Annotated in this window: 18 protein-coding genes and 1 pseudogene; 11 read left to right on the plus strand and 8 right to left on the minus strand. The window is 67.8% G+C overall.

The genetic code is table 11. The features are described from left to right. The first annotated feature begins 38 nt into the window (after nucleotides 1-38). Genes OVA06_RS09210 through OVA06_RS09230 form a run of 5 tightly spaced genes read left to right on the plus strand, consistent with a single transcriptional unit; the run spans nucleotide 39 to nucleotide 6,460 of the window. Nucleotides 39-1,682: an ABC transporter substrate-binding protein gene (locus OVA06_RS09210; protein WP_268157738.1), complete on the plus strand. Its 1,644-nt coding sequence runs from the start codon at nucleotides 39-41 to the stop codon at nucleotides 1,680-1,682. After that, on the plus strand, nucleotides 1,679-2,632 hold the full coding sequence (locus OVA06_RS09215) for an ABC transporter permease (protein ID WP_268157739.1): 954 nt from the start codon (nucleotides 1,679-1,681) through the stop codon (nucleotides 2,630-2,632). Before OVA06_RS09210 ends, OVA06_RS09215 begins: the two co-directional genes overlap by 4 nt. Next, a complete protein-coding gene (locus OVA06_RS09220; protein WP_268157740.1) occupies nucleotides 2,629-3,480 on the plus strand; it encodes an ABC transporter permease in 852 nt (283 codons plus the stop codon). Before OVA06_RS09215 ends, OVA06_RS09220 begins: the two co-directional genes overlap by 4 nt. After that, entirely contained in the window at nucleotides 3,477-5,252 is a 1,776-nt protein-coding gene (locus OVA06_RS09225) for a dipeptide ABC transporter ATP-binding protein (RefSeq protein ID WP_268157741.1), read from the plus strand. Before OVA06_RS09220 ends, OVA06_RS09225 begins: the two co-directional genes overlap by 4 nt. Further along, on the plus strand, nucleotides 5,249-6,460 hold the full coding sequence (locus OVA06_RS09230; RefSeq protein WP_268157742.1) for an aminotransferase-like domain-containing protein: 1,212 nt from the start codon (nucleotides 5,249-5,251) through the stop codon (nucleotides 6,458-6,460). The genes OVA06_RS09225 and OVA06_RS09230 overlap by 4 nt, the downstream gene beginning before the upstream one ends. A gap of 37 nt (nucleotides 6,461-6,497) precedes the next feature. Here OVA06_RS09230 and OVA06_RS09235 read toward each other — a convergent pair whose 3' ends face one another. The 7 genes and pseudogenes from OVA06_RS09235 to OVA06_RS09265 all read right to left on the minus strand — a co-directional run bounded on the left by OVA06_RS09235 (nucleotide 6,498) and on the right by OVA06_RS09265 (nucleotide 15,734). Beyond that, nucleotides 6,498-7,445, minus strand: a complete 948-nt coding sequence (locus OVA06_RS09235) for a 5'-3' exonuclease (protein WP_268157743.1) — start codon at nucleotides 7,443-7,445, stop codon at nucleotides 6,498-6,500. 66 nt (nucleotides 7,446-7,511) lie between these two features. Next, nucleotides 7,512-9,419, minus strand: a complete 1,908-nt coding sequence (gene ribA / locus OVA06_RS09240) for a GTP cyclohydrolase II RibA (RefSeq protein ID WP_268157745.1) — start codon at nucleotides 9,417-9,419, stop codon at nucleotides 7,512-7,514. 122 nt (nucleotides 9,420-9,541) lie between these two features. Beyond that, a complete protein-coding gene (locus OVA06_RS09245; protein WP_268157747.1) occupies nucleotides 9,542-10,171 on the minus strand; it encodes a dihydrofolate reductase family protein in 630 nt (209 codons plus the stop codon). Nucleotides 10,172-10,325: 154 nt separating this feature from the next. Then, nucleotides 10,326-12,327: pseudogene (locus OVA06_RS09250) on the minus strand (VWA domain-containing protein). A 31-nt stretch (nucleotides 12,328-12,358) separates the two neighbouring features. Then, nucleotides 12,359-13,747, minus strand: a complete 1,389-nt coding sequence (locus tag OVA06_RS09255; protein WP_261619737.1) for a sigma 54-interacting transcriptional regulator — start codon at nucleotides 13,745-13,747, stop codon at nucleotides 12,359-12,361. A 140-nt stretch (nucleotides 13,748-13,887) separates the two neighbouring features. After that, nucleotides 13,888-14,934: an NAD(P)-dependent alcohol dehydrogenase gene (locus OVA06_RS09260; protein ID WP_268157749.1), complete on the minus strand. Its 1,047-nt coding sequence runs from the start codon at nucleotides 14,932-14,934 to the stop codon at nucleotides 13,888-13,890. A gap of 59 nt (nucleotides 14,935-14,993) precedes the next feature. After that, nucleotides 14,994-15,734, minus strand: a complete 741-nt coding sequence (locus tag OVA06_RS09265; RefSeq protein WP_268157753.1) for an SDR family NAD(P)-dependent oxidoreductase — start codon at nucleotides 15,732-15,734, stop codon at nucleotides 14,994-14,996. A gap of 146 nt (nucleotides 15,735-15,880) precedes the next feature. On the opposite strand from OVA06_RS09265, the gene OVA06_RS09270 reads away from it, so the two are divergent. Then, nucleotides 15,881-16,498 carry a TetR family transcriptional regulator gene (locus tag OVA06_RS09270; protein ID WP_268157755.1) on the plus strand — a complete coding sequence of 206 codons (618 nt, stop codon included), beginning with the start codon at nucleotides 15,881-15,883 and terminating at the stop codon, nucleotides 16,496-16,498. Nucleotides 16,499-16,530: 32 nt separating this feature from the next. Here the strand turns inward: OVA06_RS09270 and OVA06_RS09275 are convergent, their stop codons facing one another. Beyond that, on the minus strand, nucleotides 16,531-17,355 hold the full coding sequence (locus tag OVA06_RS09275) for a DUF1206 domain-containing protein (protein WP_056078822.1): 825 nt from the start codon (nucleotides 17,353-17,355) through the stop codon (nucleotides 16,531-16,533). 345 nt (nucleotides 17,356-17,700) lie between these two features. Between OVA06_RS09275 and OVA06_RS09280 the strand changes: the two genes are divergently transcribed. From OVA06_RS09280 to OVA06_RS09300, 5 genes are all read left to right on the plus strand, one after another. Then, nucleotides 17,701-18,855, plus strand: coding sequence for an FAD-binding oxidoreductase (locus OVA06_RS09280; RefSeq protein WP_268157757.1), 1,155 nt, complete (start codon nucleotides 17,701-17,703; stop codon nucleotides 18,853-18,855). Further along, complete coding sequence (locus OVA06_RS09285; RefSeq protein WP_268157759.1) at nucleotides 18,833-19,201, plus strand: BBE domain-containing protein; 369 nt, start codon at nucleotides 18,833-18,835, stop codon at nucleotides 19,199-19,201. The genes OVA06_RS09280 and OVA06_RS09285 overlap by 23 nt, the downstream gene beginning before the upstream one ends. 313 nt (nucleotides 19,202-19,514) lie before the next feature. Then, a complete protein-coding gene (locus OVA06_RS09290; RefSeq protein WP_268157761.1) occupies nucleotides 19,515-19,769 on the plus strand; it encodes a hypothetical protein in 255 nt (84 codons plus the stop codon). Beyond that, the gene (locus OVA06_RS09295) at nucleotides 19,762-20,958 is read left to right on the plus strand and encodes an SPFH domain-containing protein (protein ID WP_268160731.1); all 1,197 of its coding nucleotides are present in this window, start codon (nucleotides 19,762-19,764) and stop codon (nucleotides 20,956-20,958) included. Before OVA06_RS09290 ends, OVA06_RS09295 begins: the two co-directional genes overlap by 8 nt. 7 nt (nucleotides 20,959-20,965) lie before the next feature. Beyond that, nucleotides 20,966-21,208 (plus strand): hypothetical protein, encoded by a 243-nt coding sequence (locus tag OVA06_RS09300; protein ID WP_056078813.1) that lies wholly within the window; start codon nucleotides 20,966-20,968, stop codon nucleotides 21,206-21,208. Nucleotides 21,209-21,233: the final 25 nt, after the last annotated feature.

Genomic DNA, 21,233 nt, shown 5'->3' on the forward strand with positions numbered 1-21,233 from the left:
CCAGCGGGCTCCCACCACTTCCACCCAGGAGAACTCCCATGACCCCCATCGAATTCCGCCGCCGCGTCTTCCTCGCCGGCATCACCGCCATCACCGGCTCCGCCGTCCTCACCGCATGCGGAGGCCCCGCGGCCACCAGCTCCTCCGACGCCGGCACCCCGGTTGACGGCGGAAATATCACCTTCCTCATCCAGGGCTACGACACTGGCTGGGTCTCCAGCAAGACATCCATTTCCAGCTACGAGGGCAACCTCTGGGGCCAGATCACCGACAAGCTGGTCTACGTCGACGACAAGGGACAGCTCAGCCCCTGGGTCGCCAGCAGCTGGGAGGAACTCAACGGGGCCAAGGACTTCGTCCTGCACCTCAAGGACGGAGTGACCTTCTCCGACGGGACGCCCCTGGATGCGGCCGCCGTCGTGGCCAACCTCAACGCCTGGGCCAAGGGCGCCCCGGACCGCGGCGTCAGCAAGGTGGGCCTCTTCCCGTCCAGCAACTTCGTCAGCGCCGAAGCCGCCGACGCCACGACGGTCAAGGTCTCCTTCTCCTCCCCCGCCCTGGGCTTCATCGCCACACTCGCCTACCACGGCTGCATCCTCCTGTCCCCCAAGACCCTTGCCCTGCCGGTGGACGCCCAGGCGGACCTGGCACAGGAAATCGGCAGCGGCCCGTTCGTCCTCAAGTCCTGGAAGCAGGGCGACTCCTACGTGCTGGAGAAGCGCAAGGACTACAACTGGGGGCCCGCCGCCCTGGGCCACACGGGCCCGGCGAGGCTGGACACCATCACCTACAAGGTCATCAAGGACACGTCGGTGCGGACCTCCACGGTGGCGTCCGGCCAGGCTGAGGTCGCCTTCAACGTGGAACCGCAGGAAATTGAGTCCCTCAAAGCGCAGGGCTTCACCGTGGGAACACCCAAGTACCTGGGCTTCGTGGACGGCTTCCAGGTCAACACCCAGGCCTTCCCCACCAACGATCCCAGCGTCCGCCAGGCCATCCAGCACGGCATCGACCGCGAGGAGATCCGCAACACCGTCTACACAGAGGACTGGGACGCGGCCACCACCTTCATCCAGGGCAACGTCCCGGAAGCCGGCGACTACAGCAGCGCCTTCGCCTTCGATGCGGACAAGGCAAAGAAGCTGCTGGACGACGCCGGCTGGAAGCCCGAGCCCGACGGGTTCCGCGTGAAGGACGGCAAGGTCCTCGAATTCCCGCTCACGCCCAACCCGTACGTTCCCTCCACCAAGGCCGAGGACGAGCTCATCGCCCAGCAGCTGGAGCGCATCGGCATCAAGGTCAACCTCAAGGTGGTGGACGTGGCAGGTTACGCTGCCATCCAGGCCAGCCGGCCGCCGCTGTTCCAGACTTCCCGCAGCTTCGTTGATGTGGGAACGGTGGCCGGCGTGCTGACCAGCCAGAACAACGGCGAAAACTGGTTCAACCTGGGCACCAGCGACCAGAAGCTCAACGAACTGTCCACCGCCATCGCCAGCGCGTCTGACCGGGAATCCCGCGAAAAGATCGCCGGCGACCTGCAGCAGTACGTGCTGGAGCAGGGCTACTTCATCCCCCTCAACCAGCTGGTACAGCGGCTGTACCTCATCTCGCCCGCGGTCAAGGGCGTCCAGTACAACGGCCTGGCGTACGCCAACTTCTACACTGCCTGGGTGGCCAAGTGACGAGCGGCTATGGCCGCTTCGCCCTTGCCAGGGCCGGGCAAGCGGCGGTGGTGGTGCTCCTGGCCTACGTGCTGACGTTCCTGGTCATCAGCGTCCTGCCCGGTGACGCCATCACCAACTCGCTGCGTGACCCGCAGTCCGGCCTGAGTGAAGCCGACATCCAGCGGATTGTGGAGTTTCACGGGCTGGACCAGCCGGTCCTCGTCCAGCTGGCGTTGTCGCTGGGCCGTTTCCTCACCGGCGAGCTGGGATTCTCCCTTCAGTCCAACCTGCCGGTGGCCCAGATCGTGGGTGACGCCCTGCCGTCAACGCTCACGTTGGCCACCACGGCCCTGGCCATCGCCGTGGTCTTCGCCGTCGCCATCGCCTACGGCGCGCACTACGCTCCGCCGGGGTGGGCCGGCGTCCTGCGCTCCATCCCGTCCTTCTTCCTGTCCGTGCCCAACTTCGTGATCGGCCTGGTCCTGATCGAGCTCTTCGCGTTCCGGCTGCACGCCTTCACCACCACTGACCCGAACAGCGCCACCGCAACCCTGTTCGCGGCCGTCACCCTCGCCATCCCGGTCTCCGCTCCACTTGCCGAAGTGCTGATCGCCAGCCTGGACCACGAATCCCGCCAGGAGTACGCACTCGTGGCCCGCTCCCGGGGCCTCGCCGAAGCGCAGCTGTTCGCCCGGCACCTGGTGAAGCCGTCGGCGCTGCCTTCAGTGGCCATGGTCGCCCTCATCGTAGGCGAACTGCTGGGCGGGTCCGTCATCACCGAAACGATCTTCGGCCGCGACGGCATCGGCACGGTGGTCCAGAAAGCCGTCACGGGTGAGGACCAGCCGGTCCTGCAGGCGGTGGTCTCGCTGTCCGCCGTCGTCTTCGTGGCCGTGAACCTCGCCGCAGATCTCCTTACCCCGTTGCTTGACCCGCGGGTCAACGTCCGAGAGGCAGCCAACGCATGAGCGCGGACCTGAACTTCGCCCGTCTCCGCAGCGCCGGGACAGCAACGCTCCGCACCCGGGCCGGCATCCCGCCCACGGTGCTGGTGTCCTTCCTCGTCATCCTGGTAGTGGTGCTGTGGTCGCTGCTGCCCTCACTGTTCACCGGGTACAGCCCCGTCAACGGTGACACCGGCAGCAAACTCGACCCGCCCAGCCTGCAGCACTGGTTCGGCACCGACTACCTGGGCCGGGACCAGTACGCCCGGGTGGTCTACGGAACAGCGTCCTCGGTCACCAGCGCCCTGGTTGCCGTGGCCATTGGCCTGCTGGTGGGCAGCGCCATCGGCCTGGCCAGCGGCTTCCGCGGCGGCTGGCTGGATGCCACCCTCGGCAGGTTCGTGGACGTACTCCTGGCCATCCCCGGTTTCCTGCTGGCCGTGGTGATTGTCAGTTCGCTGGGCTTCCAGACCATCAACGCCGCGATCGCCACCGGGGTATCTGCCGTGGCGGTCTTCGCCCGGCTCATGCGCGCGGAGGTCATCCGGGTGCGACGCTCGGCGTTCGTGGAAGCGTCCTACCTGGAGGGCGGCAACAGGCTCCAGGCCTTGCTGACGCATGTCCTGCCCAACGCCTACCGTTCGGTGCTGGTGCTGGCGGTTCTGCAGTTCGGAACGTCCATCCTGGTGATCGCATCCCTCGCCTTCCTGGGCTACGGTGATCCGCCCCCGTCCTCGGACTGGGGCCTGCTGGTGGCCTCGGGAAAGACCTACGTCACCGCGCCGTGGCTGGTCTATGCCCCGGCCCTGGTGATTGTTGCCACGGTCCTGTCCATCAACCGCATCAGCCGGTGGCTCAGGAACAGCAAATGAGCGCCCCCAACCCCGGTGGAACCACCAAAGGAAAGGACACGACAGTGCCGGAAACCAAGGCATCCCCGCTGCTCAGCGTCGAGGGCCTGAATGTCGCCTACGGGGACCGGAAGGTGGTCCACGATGTCGGGTTCACTCTCCCCCGCGGCGGAAGCCTGGCCCTGATTGGCGAATCCGGGTCCGGAAAGTCGACTATCGCCAAGGCAGTGCTGCGTTTGCTGCAGCCCGCCGAAGCGTCAGTGGGAGGCAGCGTCCGGCTGGCCGGGACTGAAGTACTGTCCCTGGCGGAGCGGCAGTTCCGCCCCCTGCGCGGCCGGCAGCTCGGGTTCATCCCGCAAGACCCCGGCTCGGCACTGAATCCGGTGCGCAGCATCGGCGCCCAGGCCCACGAGGCCGCCGCACTGACCGGCGAGCGGGACGCCGGAGCCCGGCGCCGGATCATCCTGGAGGTCTTTGACCAGGTGGGCCTGCCCGACCCTGTCCGCGTCTACGATTCCTACCCCCACCAGCTGTCCGGCGGGATGCTCCAGCGGGTACTCATCGCCCTGACGGTGCTGCCGCGGCCGTCCCTGATCGTGGCGGACGAACCGACGTCGGCCCTCGACGTCACAGTCCAAAAGCTCATCCTGGACCTGCTGGGCGATCTGCGGAAGGAGCTGGACATCGGCCTGCTCCTCATCACCCACGACCTCGCCATCGCCGCCGAACGCGCCGACACGCTGGTGGTGCTCAAGGACGGGGCGGTCCAGGAACAGGGCCCCTCGGCCCAGGTCTTCGCCGCACCCCGCACGGATTACGCCCGCAACCTGCAGGCGGACGTTCCCGCGCTCAATCCCGACCGGTACCGCGGCCAGCGCACCGGCGAGCTCCGGGACACGCTGCAGGTCTCCACGCAGGACAGTACGACGGCGGACGCCACCACCGCGGACCGGCCGGCGCAGATCGCGGTCACCGATGTCACCAAGAGCTTCCGGACGCGCGGCAAGGAGGTGCGAGCTGTCGACGGAGTCTCCTTCGCCGTCGAACGCGGCCGAACCCATGCCCTGGTGGGCGAATCCGGATCCGGCAAGACCACAGCGGTCCGGCTGCTGCTGGGGCTGGAGCACCCGGACAGCGGCACCATCACCGTGGGCGGCCACTCCACCGCCGGGCTTTCCCGGGCCGGCCTGCGCGACGTGCGCCGCCACCTGCAGCTGGTCTACCAGAATCCGTTCACGTCGCTGGACCCCACGTGGCGGGTGGGCAGGATCGTCCGGGAGCCCCTGGACCGGTTCGGTGTGGGCAGCACGGCTGACCGCGCGGACCGCGTGCGGGATGCCCTGCAGTCCGTGGGCCTGCCGGAGGACGCCGCGGACCGCCGTCCGGCCCAGCTCTCCGGCGGTCAGCGCCAGCGCGTGGCCATCGCCCGCGCCCTGGTGGTCCGTCCCGACGTCGTGGTCCTGGACGAGCCCACCTCGGCACTGGACGTCAGCGTGCAGGCCGGCATCCTTGAGCTGCTGTCCCGGCTCCAGCGGGACCTTGGACTGACCTACGTGTTCGTCTCCCACGACCTTGCCCTGGTGCGGCAAGTGGCGGACACCGTGTCAGTCCTGCGCCGCGGCCAGGTGGTGGAGCACGGCCCGGTGGGCCAGGTCTTCGACCGGCCGCAGCACCCCTATACCCGGGCGCTCCTGGACGCCATTCCGGGCACCTCCGGGCTGGTGCTGCCTGCCCTGGCGGACGCTCCCGCGGAACACAGCAAGATCCCGAACCTAGCAGAGGCAGCACTATGACTTTGACCCCCACCGCAACCGCCGGCCCGGAATTCCTGCGGAAGCCGGCCCTCATCGCAGGCTTCACCGCCCCCAAGGGGTTCGGTGATGCCACCCTGCGGGACAAGCGGGAGGATGCCATCGAGCTGCTGGGCGGCGTCCCGGACCCCGGCGTCCTTCCCGCGGCGGAACTGGCCGCCGCCACCGCAAGGGTGCTCTCGAGGCCCGGGCTGCCTTCCCTGCAGTACTCCCGCACCGAAGGCATTTCGCCCCTGCGCGAGTGGATCGCAGACCGCGAGGGCGTGCCCGTCGAGCGGATCATCATCACCAACGGCGGATTCCATGGCCTGTCCCTCGGCATCCAGACCGTTGTGGAACGCGGCGACCTCGTAGCCGTGGACAACCCGATCTTCCCGTTGTTCCTGCGCGGGCTGCAGCTCTCCGGCGCGCAGACCCTGCCAGTGACGGTAGGTGCCCACGGCATCGACGTGGATGAACTGGAAGACAAACTGCGCCGGGGCGTCCGGCCAAGAGCTCTCTACACCGTGCCGGACTTCCACAACCCGTCCCAGGGCACCCTCCCCGCCGAGGCCCGCAACAGGCTGGCAACACTGGCGGAGCACTACGGATTCGTGGTCCTGGCTGACAACCCCTACCGCGAGCTTTGGTATTCCGGCGGGCCGGAGAGCGTGGATGCCTTCAATCACTCGGACCACGTCATCCACATCAACACTTTCACCAAAACCCTGGGACCGGGCTTGCGGCTGGGCTGGCTGGTGGCACCGGAGCGCCTGTTGCCGGACCTGGTGGCACTGCGGAGCCGCCAGGATTCGCACAGTTCCACGCTGGTGCAGGCGGTAGTGGGCGAAGCGCTGACGGCGGACCCGGGCCTGTTCGATTCGACCCTTGGCCGGGCGCGCGAGCTGTACCGCACGCGGGCCGAAGCGCTGATCGCGGCACTGGACCGGGAGGCTCCCGGGGCGTTCGACAGCGTGCTTCCCGGCGGCGGGCTCTTCCTGTGGCCGCGGCTGCGCGATGCCGGCATCGATCCGGATCTCCTGGCGGCGGCGGCCAGTGCCGAAGGCGTCGAGTACCAGCGCGGTTCGTTCTTCGCCTCCGGGCCCGGCACGGGTTCGGACCGTCACCTGCGCTTTGCGTTCGGCGATGTTTCCGTGCCCCGGCTCGAGGAGGCTGTGGCCCGGCTGGGACGGGCGCTGAAGAGCCTCTGAACCCGGTCCGGCCAGCCCGGCCCCGGGCCTGCGCGGGTCAGCCCGGCTGCCCCCGCAGGTCCAGGGCATCCAGGAGCCGGCGGACCGAGCCGCCAAGGTTCCAGTCAGTGGCGATCCGTTCCAGTTCCGCCCGCTGTTCCCCTTCCACCGGTTCCAGCATGGCGCCAATTTCCTCCACGGCGGGCAGCTGCAGGTTCCGCACCAGGCGGACGACGGCGGGGGCTGCTTCAAGGTAGGCGGCCGCGGCGGACAGCCGCGCCCGGACGGGTCCGGACACGCCGCCGTCGGGCGTGTCCGCTGCGGCCAGGAGGGCATCCAGGGTGCCGTACTTGAGCAGCAGCGACGCCGCCGTCTTCTCACCGATGCCGGCAACGCCGGGCAGGCCGTCTGACGCGTCGCCTCGGAGGGTGGCGTAATCGGCGTACTGCTGCGGCAGGACCTTGTATCTGGCCACGATGGTTTCCTCCGTGCAGATCTCCAGGTTCCGCATTCCGCGCGCCGTGTAGATCACCCGGACCTGCCGTTCGTCGTCGCACACCTGGAAGAGGTCCCGGTCCCCGGTGACGACGTCCACGGGCATGGCCGCGTGGGAGGCATAGGTGCCGATGACGTCGTCGGCCTCATGGTCCGCTGCCCCCACGATGGCGATGCCGGCGAGTTCCAGGGCCTTCCGGATCATCGGCAGCTGCGCCTCCAGCGCATCCGGCACCACTTCGACGTCGGTGCCGCCGGGCTTGGCCTCGGCCACCCGGTGCGCCTTGTAGGTGGGGACCAGATCCACGCGCCACTGCGGGCGCCAGTCATCGTCCCAGCAGGCCACCAGGTGGGTGGCCTGGTAGTCAGTGGTGAGCCGGGCAATCATGTCAAGCAGGCCCCGGACGGCGTTGACCGGCGTTCCATCGGTGCGCCGGATGGTGTCCGGGAGGCCGTAGAAGGCACGGAAGTACAGCGAGGCAGTGTCGAGCAGCATCAGGCGCTGGGGCATACCTGATCCTGCCACGGAACCGCCGCCAATGGTGGCAGCGGCAGGATACCGCCGCCACCCGGGGACCTAGAAGGACGGAGCGGTGAAGCCCAGGCCCAACAACCCCCGGCCGGCCTGTTCCAGGATGGGATCGATGCCCAGGGTGGGATGGCTGAGCAGCACGCCGACGTCGCGCTGGATGCGCTGCAGGGGATGACTCAGCCGGTGGGCGCTGCCGCCCGAACCAGCGAGGACCACCCGGACGGCTTCCTGCGCTGCCTCGGCGCTCAGGGCGAGTGAGAGTCGGAACGCGGCCCGGTCCCCGTCCGGAAGCCCGGACGCCTGCCGCAGGCCGGACTGCGGCTGCACCGAGGCCGCCACGGCGGACAGCCCGGCCTCCCAGTGCTGCTGCGCTGAGGCCAGCAGTCCGGCGGCGCGGGCGTAGCGTGCCTGCGCCAGCGGGGAATCGGCCTGCCGGATGTCGACGCCGTTCTTCACCTTCGGCGCGAGCAGCTGGTCACGGAACAGTTCCAGCGCATATTCGGCCGAACCCAGGGCCGCCGCCGGGGCCACCAGGTTCAGCAGTGTGGCCATTGGGGTGTGGATCAGGGGATCGGAATGGATCAGGCTGCCGGGGTTGTCCGCCGCGCTGAGCAACGCCCAGTCCAGCACCCGGTAGTCCGGGACGAACAGATCCGCGGCGCGCAGGTCGTTGCTGCCGGTGCCCCGGAGCCCGTCCGTGTGCCAGGCATCAACCAGTTCCAGGTCGGCGAGGGGAACCAGCGCCTGCAGCCGGTGGCCGTCCTGCTGGACGGCCAGCAGCGCCCACTCCGAATGCATGATGCCGGAGGCAAAGCTCCAGTGGCCCGAGACCGCGTAGCCGCCGGGCACCTTCCGGGCAGCACCGACGGGTGCGCTGGTAGCGGCCGCGAGCGGCATCCCGCCACCGGCGAAGACCTCATCCTGAACCCGCTTCGGCCAGCGGGCCAGCATCCAGGCATGCTCGGCGAGATGGCCTGCGGTCCAGGCCGTGGAGGCGCATCCCCGGGCCAGGCGGCGGACTGCCTCGCCGTACGTTTCCGCGCCCAGTCCAAAGCCGCCCACCGCGGCAGGCGCCAGCATGCGGAAAACCCCCGCGGCCTTGAGGCTTTCAACCGTGGCATCGGGGAGGCGGCGCAGCCCCTCGGTTTCTTCGGCCGCCGCCCGCAGTGCGGGCACGAAAGCCGCCGCACGGTCGAGCATTTCCTCATGGCCGGGCACCTCCGCGGCGCCCTTCGCCATGCCGGGCACGACGGCGGGTTCGGCACCTGTGCCTTGGCCCGGTCCAACGCGCGGGTCATGATCCAGGTCCAGGGTATGGCCGGTACGGTCACGTTTGGCGGCCAGGTAGCGGCTGTTCGCGGCGGACAGGTGGACACCCGTGGGTACCTTTTCGCCGACGCCAATACCAAAAGCGGTCAGCTGCCCGGCTTTGTCCGGGTTGTTGCTCAGGAGCCGGATGCTGGTGGCACCCAGCGCTTCGAGCATCTGTGCTGCGGCGGAGTAGTCACGCTCGTCCTCGGCGTGGCCCAGTGCGAGGTTGGCATCGTAGGTGTCCAGGCCCTGGTCCTGCAGTGCGTAGGCATCGAGCTTCGGGTACAGGCCGATGCCGCGGCCCTCCTGCCGGAGATAGAGGAGGAAGCCGCCGGCGCCCGTGATGGTTTCGGCAGCTTCCCGCAGCTGCGGACCGCAGTCGCAGCGCTCGCTGCCGAACACATCGCCGGTCATGCATTCGCTGTGGAGGCGGACCATCGGTTCACCGCTGAGAAGGGCCTGCTCCCACGGCCCGAGAGCCAGCAGCAGGTGTTCCTTGCCGTCCGCCAGGCCGTGGAAGGTGAGGATCTCCGCCGTCGTGGAATAGCCATCCGGGAAACGAAGCGGGACGGTGACGCGGCTGCGGACCGTGGCCGCGGGGAGGGCGGCGTGCGGCAGCGGGGCGTGGGCAACAGCAGTCATGGGGGTCCTCGGCAATCAGAAAACGGAAATACTTGAAGCTTGAACTAAATCCTACGTCCAGTTAGTTTAATGTTCAAGAAATTGCGTCTCCCGGTGACCCTCTTTCCTGCGGCGTTCTCCGGTCACCTGTTGCCGGGCGGGCCGGTGAGCACCGTGGGAACGTACTCCAGCAACTGCAGCCGGCCGTCAAAGGTCCTGCTCTGCACCATCTCCAGCATCACGTCCGGGTAACCGTCGTAGATCCGTTCCCGGCCGGTGGCGCCAGTGATCACCGGGAAGACAACCAGCCGGAAACGGTCCACCAGGCCAGCGGCGAGCAATGACCTGGTCAGCTTCAGGCTGCCGAGAGTGCTCAGCGGTCCTGTTCCGGTCCGCTTCAGCTCCCGGACTGCCTCCACAGCGTCCCCGGTGACCAGGGTGGAGTTCGGCCAGTCCAGGGGCGCCTGCAGCGTGGACGAGAACACCATCTTGGGTACGGCGGCCAGGCCGGTGAGGCTGGCGCCCTCCTCCGCGGAGAACCCGGTGCGGTCGGCCGCTGCCTGGGCAGACATGCCGTACATCAGCCGGTACGTATTGGCCCCCAGCAGGAAGGTGTAGTTCTTTGCCGCCTCCTCGTCCAGCCAGGCAAGGTACTCCGGCCCCTCCAGTCCCCACCAGCCGGGCCATCCCTCGGCGGAGGCATACCCGTCCAGCGAGATGATCAGGTCCACCATCAGGGTCGCTGGTGACGTTTCAGAGGGTGTGGCGCCCATAGCCGGCTCCTTGGACTGATCGGCGTGGATGTGGCCGCCATGTTATGCCCGGACGGGAACAGGTTCAAGGGTCCGCCCTGCTGACGTTCCACCGCGAGCACCGCCCCTGGCTCGCCGAGCTCATTTCGGAGGCTGGCCTGGACACCGGAATTGCCTAGAGGGCCCAGTCGGTGTCGCTGTAGGAGCTGCGGACGTGGGCGCGGAGGTACTCCCCCACCACTGCGGCGCCCAGGCCGCCGACGTCCGGGGCCACCACCCGCGCCTCGATCCGGCGGGCCATCCGCTGCACAAAGCGTTCCAGCCCGGGGTCGTCGCCGAGCCGGAAGAAAGTGGCCTGCACGCCGGAGCGCCCCAGCCGGTCCAGCTCGGCGACTGTGACGCGGATGGTTTCGGTGTCCGGCGGCCAGTTGAACCAGGAGTCGCCGTCCGGGAGCAGGTGTGCCGTCGGCTCGCCGTCGGTCACCACCAGCAGGACGTGCTGCATGGACGGGTGCCGGCGGAAGAAGCGCGCGGCCAGCAGCAGCCCGTGGTGCAGGTTCGTCCCTTGCTCCCGCAGTGCCGGCAGCGACGTGAGTTCACCGATGTCCATGGACTGCGCATAGCGGCCGAACGTGACCAGCTGCAGCCGGTCGCCGCGGAACCGGGTGGACACAAGGTGGTGCAGCGCCAGGGCCGTCCTTTTCATCGGCACCCACCGCCCCTCGGCGGCCATGGAAAAGGACACGTCAACCAGGAGCACCACGGCGGCCTGGGTGCGGGCTTCGGTTTCGGCCACCTCGATGTCTTCCGGGGTGAGCCGGAGTTCCCGGGCCGGGTTCCCGCCGTCGGACATGGTGCGCTGGATCGCGTTGGTCATGGTGCGGGTGACGTCCCAGGGCTCCGCATCCCCGAACTCCCACGGACGGCTGGAGCCGGTCTGCTCTCCGGCCGCTCCAGCCAGGCGGGTGTCCCGCTGCCCCTGCCGCCCGGACAGCTGCCGTGCAGTGTCCTGCAGCAGGGACTTGCCGAGCCGCCGCATGGCCTGCGGGGACAGGCGGAGGTCGCCATCGGGCCCCCGGCTCAGGTAGCCGCCGTCCTCCATGGCCCGCTCGATCTCGGCCAGGGTGCGAGCGCTGACGGCGGCGTCCGGGCCCAGCTGGCGGCTGAGGGCGTCGAGGTCAAGATCGTCCAGTCGTGAGCCGTTATACGACTGCGAAAGCTGTTCCGACAATCCGTCCAGCTCTGCCAGGTCCTGCAGGACTCCAGTCCCGTCCCCCAGGCCCAGGCCTTCCTGCCCGTCGAAGGGCGCCGAACCGTTCCAGTCTTCGCCGGGCCGCAGCGCCTGGAGGTTTCCGTCGAGTTCGTTGAGCTGATCCATCAGCCCTGCCGAGCCGAAAGCTCGGGCGGAGAGGCGCATCAGCTCTTCGCGCTGCTCCGATGACATGGACTGCAGAAGCCGCTGTGCGGCGGCGGACCGCTTGGCCAGCGCGTCCACCAGCTCTTCGACCGAATGCGGGTTTTCGGGAAAGTACTGCCCATGCTTTGCCATGAACTCCTGGAAGTCCGCCGCGGTGTCCTCGCCCCGGCGGTGCTTGCCCAGGAGTCCGTTCAGGTCGCGGAGCATGTCGCTGACGGCTTCGCGGTCCTCGTCGGTGGCGTTCTCCAGGGCCTGTTTCATGCCCGCGAACCGCTGGTCCAGGACTTCGCGTCCCAGGAGGTCCTTGATGCGTTCGTACGCGTCCCTGGCGGTGCCCGACTGCCAGTCGTAGGAGGCGAGTTCGTTGACGGCTGCTGCCGTGGACGGCGGCAGGTTCTGCAGCCGCATCTCCCGGATGGCGCGGTCGGTGTTGTCCATCATGGCGTCCCTGGCCAGCTGTTTGCGCTCCTCCAGGACTGCCGTATCCAGCAGTTTGCGGACGGCATCGAGCGTGCCGTCGAGCCGGTGCCGGCTCAGCAGGTCCTTGCGCCGTTCCTGCACGCGGCGGGCCAGGTTGTCCAGGCCGTCCCGGTTCCGGCCGCCGCGCCGGAGGAACTCCTGCAGGGCGTGGCGGGGCGAGTAACCGTCCATCACGTCCTCGGCCACGGCGTCGAGTGCCTCGGCCAGGTTCCACGGGCGGGGCCAGCGGGTCCGGACCGCCGGCGTACCGGCCGTACCGTGACCTGTCGTGAAGGGTCATGCTGCCTCCTGTTGTGGCTGCAGGCCTGCGGTCAGCCGTAGACCGTTTCTTCGTCGTCGGCTTCTTTGGAGATCCGCCGGCCGAGGTACAGCCCTTCGAGGGCAAGTTCGACGGCGGCGGCGCGCTGCCCGTCGTTCTGCGCACCCATGCGCTTGCCAATCAAGTCGTACAGGCCCGATCCGTTCAGCGAGGGGAGGTTGGCCAGGAACTCCTTGGCCGTGACCTGCCCGCCGGTGGTCACTGTCCGGTGGCCGTCAAACGCGGCTACGAGCGGGCCCATGTCGATGCCCTGGAAATGGGCCCTGACGGCTTCGGCGGTGGCGGTGCGCAGGAGGTGGTCCAGGATGCCCTGTTCGCGGCCTTCCTCACCGGATTCAAATTCCAACTTGCCGCTGAGGACTTCCACTGCCGGCTCCAGGTCGATGATCCGGGCAACAGCCTCGTCCTCGCCGCGGAGGCTGGCCCTGCGCAGGGCCGCGGCGGCCACCGTCTCCGCCCCGGCAATGGCAAACCGTGCGGAGACCCCGGACGTCTGGTTGATGGCCGGTGAATGCCGCAGGGCACGTGTGTACCGGGCGAGAATCTCAAGGATGACGGCGGGCACGTCCGCCACGAGCCGCCCCTCCTGCCGGATGACGGCAACCTCGTCCTCCAGTTCTATGGGGTAGTGGGTGCGGATCTCGGCGCCGAAGCGGTCCTTCAGCGGGGTGATGATCCGGCCGCGGTTGGTGTAGTCCTCGGGGTTCGCCGACGCCACCACCAGGACGTCCAGTGGCAGCCGCAGCACGTAGCCGCGGATCTGGATGTCCCGTTCCTCCATCACGTTGAGCATGGCCACCTGGATCCGCTCGGCAAGGTCCGGAAGTTCGTTGATGGCGATGATGCCGCGGTTGGAGCGCGGAATCAGTCCGTAATGAATTGTTTCGGGATCGCCCAGGCGGCGGCCCTCGGCCACCCGCATGGGGTCCACGTCACCGATGAGGTCCGCCACGGAAGTGTCCGGGGTGGCCAGCTTCTCCACGTACCGTTCCGAGCGGTGCCGCCAGCCAACCCGTAACCGGTCACCCTCCGAGGCGGCAAGGGCCCGCGAGGCTTCCGTGATCGGTTCGTAGGGATGTTCGTTCAGCTCAGAGCCATCGATGACCGGCGACCACTCGTCGAGCAGCCCGGCCAGCGTGCGCAGCACCCGGGTCTTGCCCTGGCCCCGTTCGCCCAGCAGCACCAGGTCATGGCCGGCGATCAGCGCCCGCTCCAGCTGGGGCAGGACGGTCCGGCCGAACCCGTACAGCCCGGGCCAGGGATCCCGCCCGTGCGCGAGCGCGGCCAGCAGGTTGTCTCGGATTTCGTGGCGCAGGTCCTTCAGGACATGGCCCGTGGCACGCAGTTCGCCAACGGTGGAGATTTCGGGACGGTCAGTCACCCCTCTACGGTAATCCCCGTCCTCCCCCTAATCGAGGGATTCGAGCATATTCCCAGCGAGGGAACACGCTTCGGATGGCGGTACGCCCGGCCCTCAGGTCTGAGAGCGGTGGCCGGACCGTGCAGCCCGGCCACCACGGCCTATGCCTGGTGCGGAACCACCACGGCGCGGGCGCTCAGCTGCCCGCCTGCCAGCTTCCGGTAGGCGGTGAGCCCGTCCTCCAGGGAAAAGGTTTCGATTTCGGGGATGATCTGCCCCGCCCGGTACATGTCCACCACTTCGTGGAGTTCCTCAATGGTTCCCCAATATGTGTTGGTGATGGTGGACTCGTAGGGGGTGTTGAAGAACGTCCATTCGTGTACACCGCCGGCAATCCCGACGACTGTCAGCCGCCCGCCGACGGCCATCGACCCGGTGGCGGTGGCGATCGTCGGGGTGACACCGACGAAGTCGAACGCGGCGTCAACGCCGCGGCCGCCGGTGATTTCCCGGATCCGTGCCACCTGGTCCGCGCCACCGGGAACCGTGAGGGCCCCTGCCGCTTCCGCCTTGGCCATCGCATCGGGCTTCATGTCCGTGGCAATAACAGTGGCCCCGGTCAGCGCTTTGAGGATCTGGACGGCGATCTGCCCCAGGCCGCCAAGCCCCACCACCAGCGCAAAACGCCCGCCGCCGTTCAGGTGCGGCAGGGCGGTCTTAATGGCGTGGTACGGGGTCAGGGCGGCGTCGGCCAGCGGTGCCGCCGCGATGGGATCCGCATCCCCGAGCGGGATCAGGTTGCGCACGGGGACCGTGACGTACTCAGCCATGCCGCCGTCGCGGCCCAGGCCGATGCCCAGGTAGGGGTTGGTTGCGGCATTCTCGCAGTAGGTGTCCTGGCCGCGGGAACATGCCTTGCAGTGGCCGCAGCCGATGGGGCCGTAGACCAGGTAGGCGGCACCCACCTCGATGCCGTCCACGCCCGCGCCCAGTTCCTCCACCCAACCCGAGTTCTCGTGGCCCAGCACGAAGCCCTTGGTCATGTTCCCGGGAACTTCGGCAGTGAAGTCCTCGAAGATGCTGACGTCAGAGTGGCAGGCTCCGGCCCCGGCCACCTTCAGCAGCACCTCGCCTGGACCGGGAGTGGGCCGGTCCACCTCTTCGAGTTCGGGAAACTGCTGCCATTCCTTGAATACGATCGCGCGCATGCGATGCCCTTCCTGTTGCTGCTGAATTGTGGTCGGTTGGATGCTCGGAGGTGGTCCGGTCAGCGGGCGGTGTAGCCGCCGTCGACCACCAGTTCGGCCCCGGTCATGAATGCGGCGTCGTCGCTGGCGGCGAAGAGTATGACGGCGGCAACGTCCTCGGGACGGCCCAGCCGGGCCATGGGCGTGGTGTCCGTCAGGAGCCTGCGGTCCGTGTCACCGAGGATCGGGGTATCGATGAACCCCGGGTGGACGGAGTTCACGCGGATTCCCTGGGTGGCCCAGCCGAGTGCGGTGTTCTTGGTGAGGGTGCGGACGGCGCCCTTGGCCGCCGCGTAAGCGGGAGAGGTTCCGAAGCCACCAACGATGCCGAACATGGAGGACACGTTGACCACGGCACCGTTCCCGGACGCCTTCAGGGCTTCCGCTGCAGCCTTCTCGCCGAGGAATACGCTGGTCTGCGTCACGGCCACCACCTTGGCATACGTCTCAACGCTGGTGTCTTCGATGGCCTGGTTGTCGCCGATGCCCGCGTTGTTAACCAGTACGTCGAGCTGGCCGAATTCCCCGAGAGCGAAAGCCACGACGCCGGCCCAGCCGGATTCGCTGGTCACGTCCAGATGGAAGGCCCGCGCCTGGCCGCCGGCGGCGCCGATCTCTGCGGCCACTTGGGCGGCCAGTTCGTCCTGGATGTCCGCAACCACCACAGACCCGCCTTCACTGGCAAAGCGGACAGCAGTAGCCCGGCCGATGCCGCTGGCTCCTCCGGTAATGATGGCGACTCGTCCGTCAAAACGGGACATGGGTGCTTCCTTTCCACAGCGGGCCGGGTTGTCAACGAAGCGGCCCAAGACATTTATCCGACATTTGTTGGATAGTTAGAACGGTACGCTCGATGTGGCGGTTTATCCACCGCCGGCGGCCAAGATCACCCGGGAGTGTGACCTGCATGACATTGCAACCGAAACGGGACCCCGAAGCCCCGGTGCTTCGCGACCCGCGGGCTCTCCGCAGCCGGGAAAAGCTGGCCTCGGCCATCCTGGACCTTGCCGGGGAGAACGACGCCGGAGTGCTGGCCGCGGGGCAGGTCGCAGCCGCCGCCGGGGTCAACAGGTCCACCTTCTACCAGCACGCCGCCTCGCCTGCAGCCCTGCTGCGGAAGGTCCTTTCCGAAGAACTGGATGTGCTCCGCGCGGAACACCTCAGCGCCGCTGGCGGCGACATCGGCCCTGCCATCGGCGCGGTCACGGCCGGCGTGGTCCGGCACCTGGACCTGCACCGCGCCATCTACCGCCGGGGACTGGTCACCGACGCGGGAACGGGTGGCCTGCATGCCATGCTCGGAGCACACTTCGAGGGTTCCGTCCGCCTGCTGCTCGAGCGGCGCGCCATTGCGGTACCGGCACCGGGCGGCCGGGAAGTCCCGCAGCCGATGGTTGCCCGGTTCATCGCGTACGGCGTGGTGGGGGCGCTGGAGTCCCGCCTGGTGGAGGCCTCGCCCCGCCCGGTGGACGAATTCCTGGCGGACCTGCGCGAACTGCTTCCCGAGTGGTGGCCCATCGGCTGAGCGTGCATCGCCCCCGGGCAGCCGGCAGACGGCTAGAAGCGTCCGTACCGCGCCCTCGCCATCGAATACACCCCGTAGCAGGCCAGCCCCACCGCGATGACAGCCAGCAGGACGGTGCCATAAGGTTGCGAGCCCAGCGTCTTCAGTCCCCCGTCCAGGCCGGTGGACTTTGACGGATCGGCTGTGACGGCGGCCGCGATCACCAGGGCGCCAACGACGGCGAGCACCACACCCTTGGCCACATACCCCACGCTGCCGGTCCATTCAACAGCGGTCCGGGCGCTGCCGGGGTCCTGCAGGTCCTCCATGAAGTTCCGGGTAAAGCCCTTGTAGGCGTAGTAGCCGCCGGCGCCGATGATGGCGAGGCCCACGGCAACCAACAGCACAACGCCGGCAGGAGCAGCCATCAGTTTCGCGGTGAAGTCCGTAGCGGACTGGCTCGAACTCTTGCTTCCGCCGGTGGCAAACACCGCGAACGTGAAGGCAAGGACCCCGAACACCAGCGCCTTCCCGCCGGCAGTGCCGGCCTTTTGCAGCTTCTTCTTGGACTCGGACTGGGAACGCGCCTCAAAAACTGCCTCGCTGACCATCCACAGTGCGAGCGCGGCGCAGGCGACGGCACCCGCCCACAGCAGGAAAACGCCGCCGGGCTTTGAAGCCACGGCCCCGATGGCGCCGGTCTGGTCAGCCTCGCCGCCCTGCCCGCCGGCGATCTGCAGGGCAATCACCCCGATCAGGATGTGGAGCAGCCCGATGACGACGAATCCGGCGCGGGCCAACACCCGCAGCGCGGGGCTCCGGCTCGCCGACGCCGCTCCGGAAACTGCACGGTTTGCCTTCTCCGAGGCGTTGCCCATGGCCGGCCCTTTCGATCTGACGCTGATCATCTGTTCCGCAGCGTCCGTGCCCTGGCCGCGGTGGGAATGCTTCAGTGTAGATCTGTAAATGCCGTGCGGACAGACCCGCGCGGCCGGGATCCGAGGTGGGCAAGCATATGGGTCCCAGGCTGCTGGAGAACGGGTTCCTGCTGCGGGACCGCGGCAACCTCGACAAGGCCCAGGACTTCCTGCGGCGCCGGGGCGGGTTGCCAAGCCTTGACGGCGGTGGTGGCCGGGCGTATACCGAAATGGTCAGCGCGCTGGCCCCCGCTGGGCCCGTATGGAGTCGGCTGCCCCTGGTCTTGGTACACATCTGGAGTTGTCATGGGTAGCGATCGTTTCGACGTGCTCCGCGAGCAGGTCCGCGGACCGGTCATCGAAGAAGGGGACGCCGGTTACGAGGAGGCGCGGCACGTCTACAACGGCATGATCTACCGCCGGCCAGCCGCGGTACTGCAGGTATCCCAGGCGGCGGACGTCATGGCCGCCGTGCGCTTCGCCCGCGGCCTCGGCATTGACGTTGCCGTACGCGGCGGCGGGCACAGCGCCCCCGGATTCGGAACGGTCGACGGCGGACTGGTCCTGGATTTCTCGGCGCGCCGCGGGGTGCGGGTTGACCCGGCAGCGAGGACAGCCCGCGTCGAGGCCGGCGCGACCTGGGCGGACTACAACCACGCCACGCACGCTTTCGGCCTGGCCAGTACGGGCGGCATCGTCGGCACCACAGGCGTCAGTGGACTGACCCTGGGCGGTGGCATCGGCTACCTCGCCCGCAAGTACGGCCTGTCCTGCGACAATCTCATCGGGGCCGACGTCGTGCTGGCTGACGGTTCATTCCTGACGGCCAGCGACGCCGAGAACGTTGACCTCTTCTGGGCTTTGCGCGGCGGCAGCGGCAACTTCGGCGTGGTCACCTCGCTCGAGTTCCGGCTGCACCCCGTGGACGTGGTCCATGTGGGCATCATGTTCTTCGATGCATCCACAGGAGCCAGCGTGGGTGCTGCTTACCGCGAATGGATCGGCGCCGAACCTGAGGAAATGGGCGCGTTCCTGGGCTTCCACCAGGGGCCGCCGGTTCCGTTCCTGCCCGAGGAATGGCATGGACGGCCGGTTACGGTCATCGTGGGCATGTGGACTGGCGATCCCGACGCCGGCCCGGCCCATTGGCAGCCAATGCTGGACGCAGGAGAACCGCTGGGCAGCTTCTTCGCGCCTATGCCCTATCCCGCACTGAACATGATGTTCGATGGACTGAATGTTCCCGGACTCCAGGGATACTGGAAGGCCGATTTCCTTCGGACCCTCAGCGATGATGCGCTGCGCGTCGCCGTCGAGAATTCGCCTGGCATCCCGAGCATCCATACACGCCAACCACTTCTACCCGATCGACGGGGCAGTCCAGCGGGTAGCACCCGAAGCCACAGCCTTCGCCTACCGGAACGTCAATTTTGCACCGGTGATCGCGGCGCAGTGGCCTGACGCCTCGGAGAATGAGGCGAACATCGCGTGGGTCCGCGATTACTGGGCGGCACTGCATGAGTACTCCGAGCCGGGCGGGTACCTCAACTTCCAGGACGCCGACGATCAATCGCGCATCAAAGAGACGATGGGTTCGAACTACGGGCGGCTTGCCGAACTCAAAGCCAAGTACGATCCCGACAACTTCTTCCACATCAACCAGAACATCGCACCGGCTTCGGCAAAGGGCGCCGGGGTTAAACATCCTGCCGCGGAGGCACCTGTATCCCTGCAGCGGGAGGCAGCAGACCTGCAAACCGGGGCGGGCTCGGACGCCGCGCCTCCGGAGACCGCTCCGGCATCCTGAACACCTGCACCGCCGCTGACGCCGGTCCGGGTCCGGGGCGTCCCCACATGGTGGGGACATGTCCGCCCTGCCGCCTGGCGGCGCGGCGGGCCTGCCTTCGTGGCCCGGATGCCGTCGTCGTGCGCTGTTTTGTTGCCGCGGGCAAATATCAGGGGCCGGGCTATGGACTCTTCGGCAGGCCGCAATCAGACTGACTACAACAGTTGGCCAGCGGATGGTCAGTTACGGGCACAATTGATCGGCCGGGAATGGGCAGCTGCATTATTGGGGCGTTATCCGAGGCGGGTTTCCGAACCCGTGAAAGGACCTGGTCATGCCGGACTTCTCACCATTCTTCCCGCTCATTGCGATCATCCTGGGAGTGCTTTTTGCCGTTGGCTTCATCTGGGTGGCCACCAAACTGATGTGGAAAGTGGCAGAACCCAACGAAGCCCTCATTATTTCCGGGCTGACCCGTGGAACCCTGGATACCCGCGCCGGCATGGACTTCAAGATCGTGACGGGCAAGGGAGCGCTGGTACTTCCCGGGCTGCAGACTGTGCGCCCGCTTTCCCTCCACCCTGAATGAAACGGAACTCAAAGTTTCCTGTGTCACCTCGCAGGGAATCCAGGTGGTGGTGGAAGGTGTGGTCATTTACAAAATCGGGGACGCACCACCGTTTATTGCCAATGCAGCCCGCCGTTTCCTCGGCCAGCAGCCCAAAATGGAAAGCCAGGTCTACAACGTCTTCGAGGGGCATCTGCGCTCCATTATCGGCAGCATGACGATGGAGGAAATCATCCGGGAACGGGACAAGCTCGCTTCGCAGGTCCGCAGCGCCAGCGGCGTGGAAATGGAGAAGCTCGGCCTGGTAGTGGATTCGCTGCAGATCAAGGACCTGCAGGATCCCACCGGGTACATCCAGAACATCGCCAAGCCGCACATTGCCCAGGTGAAGATGGAAGCCAGGATCGCCGAGGCCACCCGCAACCGGGAGGCGGCCGAGAAGGAGGCCGAGGCCGCCGCGCTGATCGCTGACGCCCAAAGCCTTTCCGCCATCAGGCAATCGGTAGCGCAGGCCAACGCGGAACGTGCCCGGGCCAACGCCGCCCAGGCCGGTCCGCTGGCGGAGGCCACGGCACGCCAGCAGGTGGTGGTCCAGGAAACCGAAGTCGCCAAGCTCGAGGCGGACCGCGAGGAGCAAAAGCTTCAAACCTCCATCCGGAAGCCCGCAGACGCCAAGGCCTACGCCAAGCGCACCGACGCCGAGGGGCAGAAGGCCGCGGACATCAGCGCCGCGGAAGCCCTGGCACGGCGCACCGAACTCGAAGCCCAGGCCAACGCCCGCCGGACGGAAGTGACGGCGCAGGCAAACGCCACCGCCGCGGCTGCTGCGGCGGGCGCCACCAAGGTGACCGGTGAGGCCGAGGCGGCTGCCACCAAGGCCAAGGGCGACGCTGCCGCTTCAGCCATCAAGGCCAAGGCCCTGGCCGAGGCGGACGGCATCAAGGCACGTGCCGAAGCCCTGGCCAGCAACCAGGATGCGGTGATTTCCCAGCAGCTCGCCGAAAACATGCCCGCCATCATCGCGGCCGCCGCCGAACCCTTCTCGCACGTCGGGCAGATGACAGTCCTGAACGGCGGCGAGGGCGTCAATAAGATGCTCGGCGGAATCCTGGCACAGGCCGGCGACTATCTGCCGGCACTGCGCACCGCACTCCGCAACGGCAAAGACAGTAAAGACGCCACCCGGACACCACCGGCTCCCGGCGCCTAGGAAGGCCATGCACAGGGACGCCGACCGCAGCCTGACAGGCAAGATCGCACGGGTGACCGGACGGATCGGGCCCGGCACCATCGGCGAGGTCATGTTGCCCTACCTCGGCGGGACCATGGCCTTCCATGCCCACCCCTTCGACAAGGCGAGCGGTTTCGCAGTAGGCGAGGAAGTGCTGGTGATCTACTTCGAACCGCCCCAGACGGTGTACGTCGAAGAACTCCCGGACGTGCTCCGGCACGGGGAGTAACCCACCCGGCATCCGATAGAATCTC

Source organism: Pseudarthrobacter sp. SL88 (assembly GCF_026672455.1).
Lineage (GTDB): Bacteria > Actinomycetota > Actinomycetes > Actinomycetales > Micrococcaceae > Arthrobacter.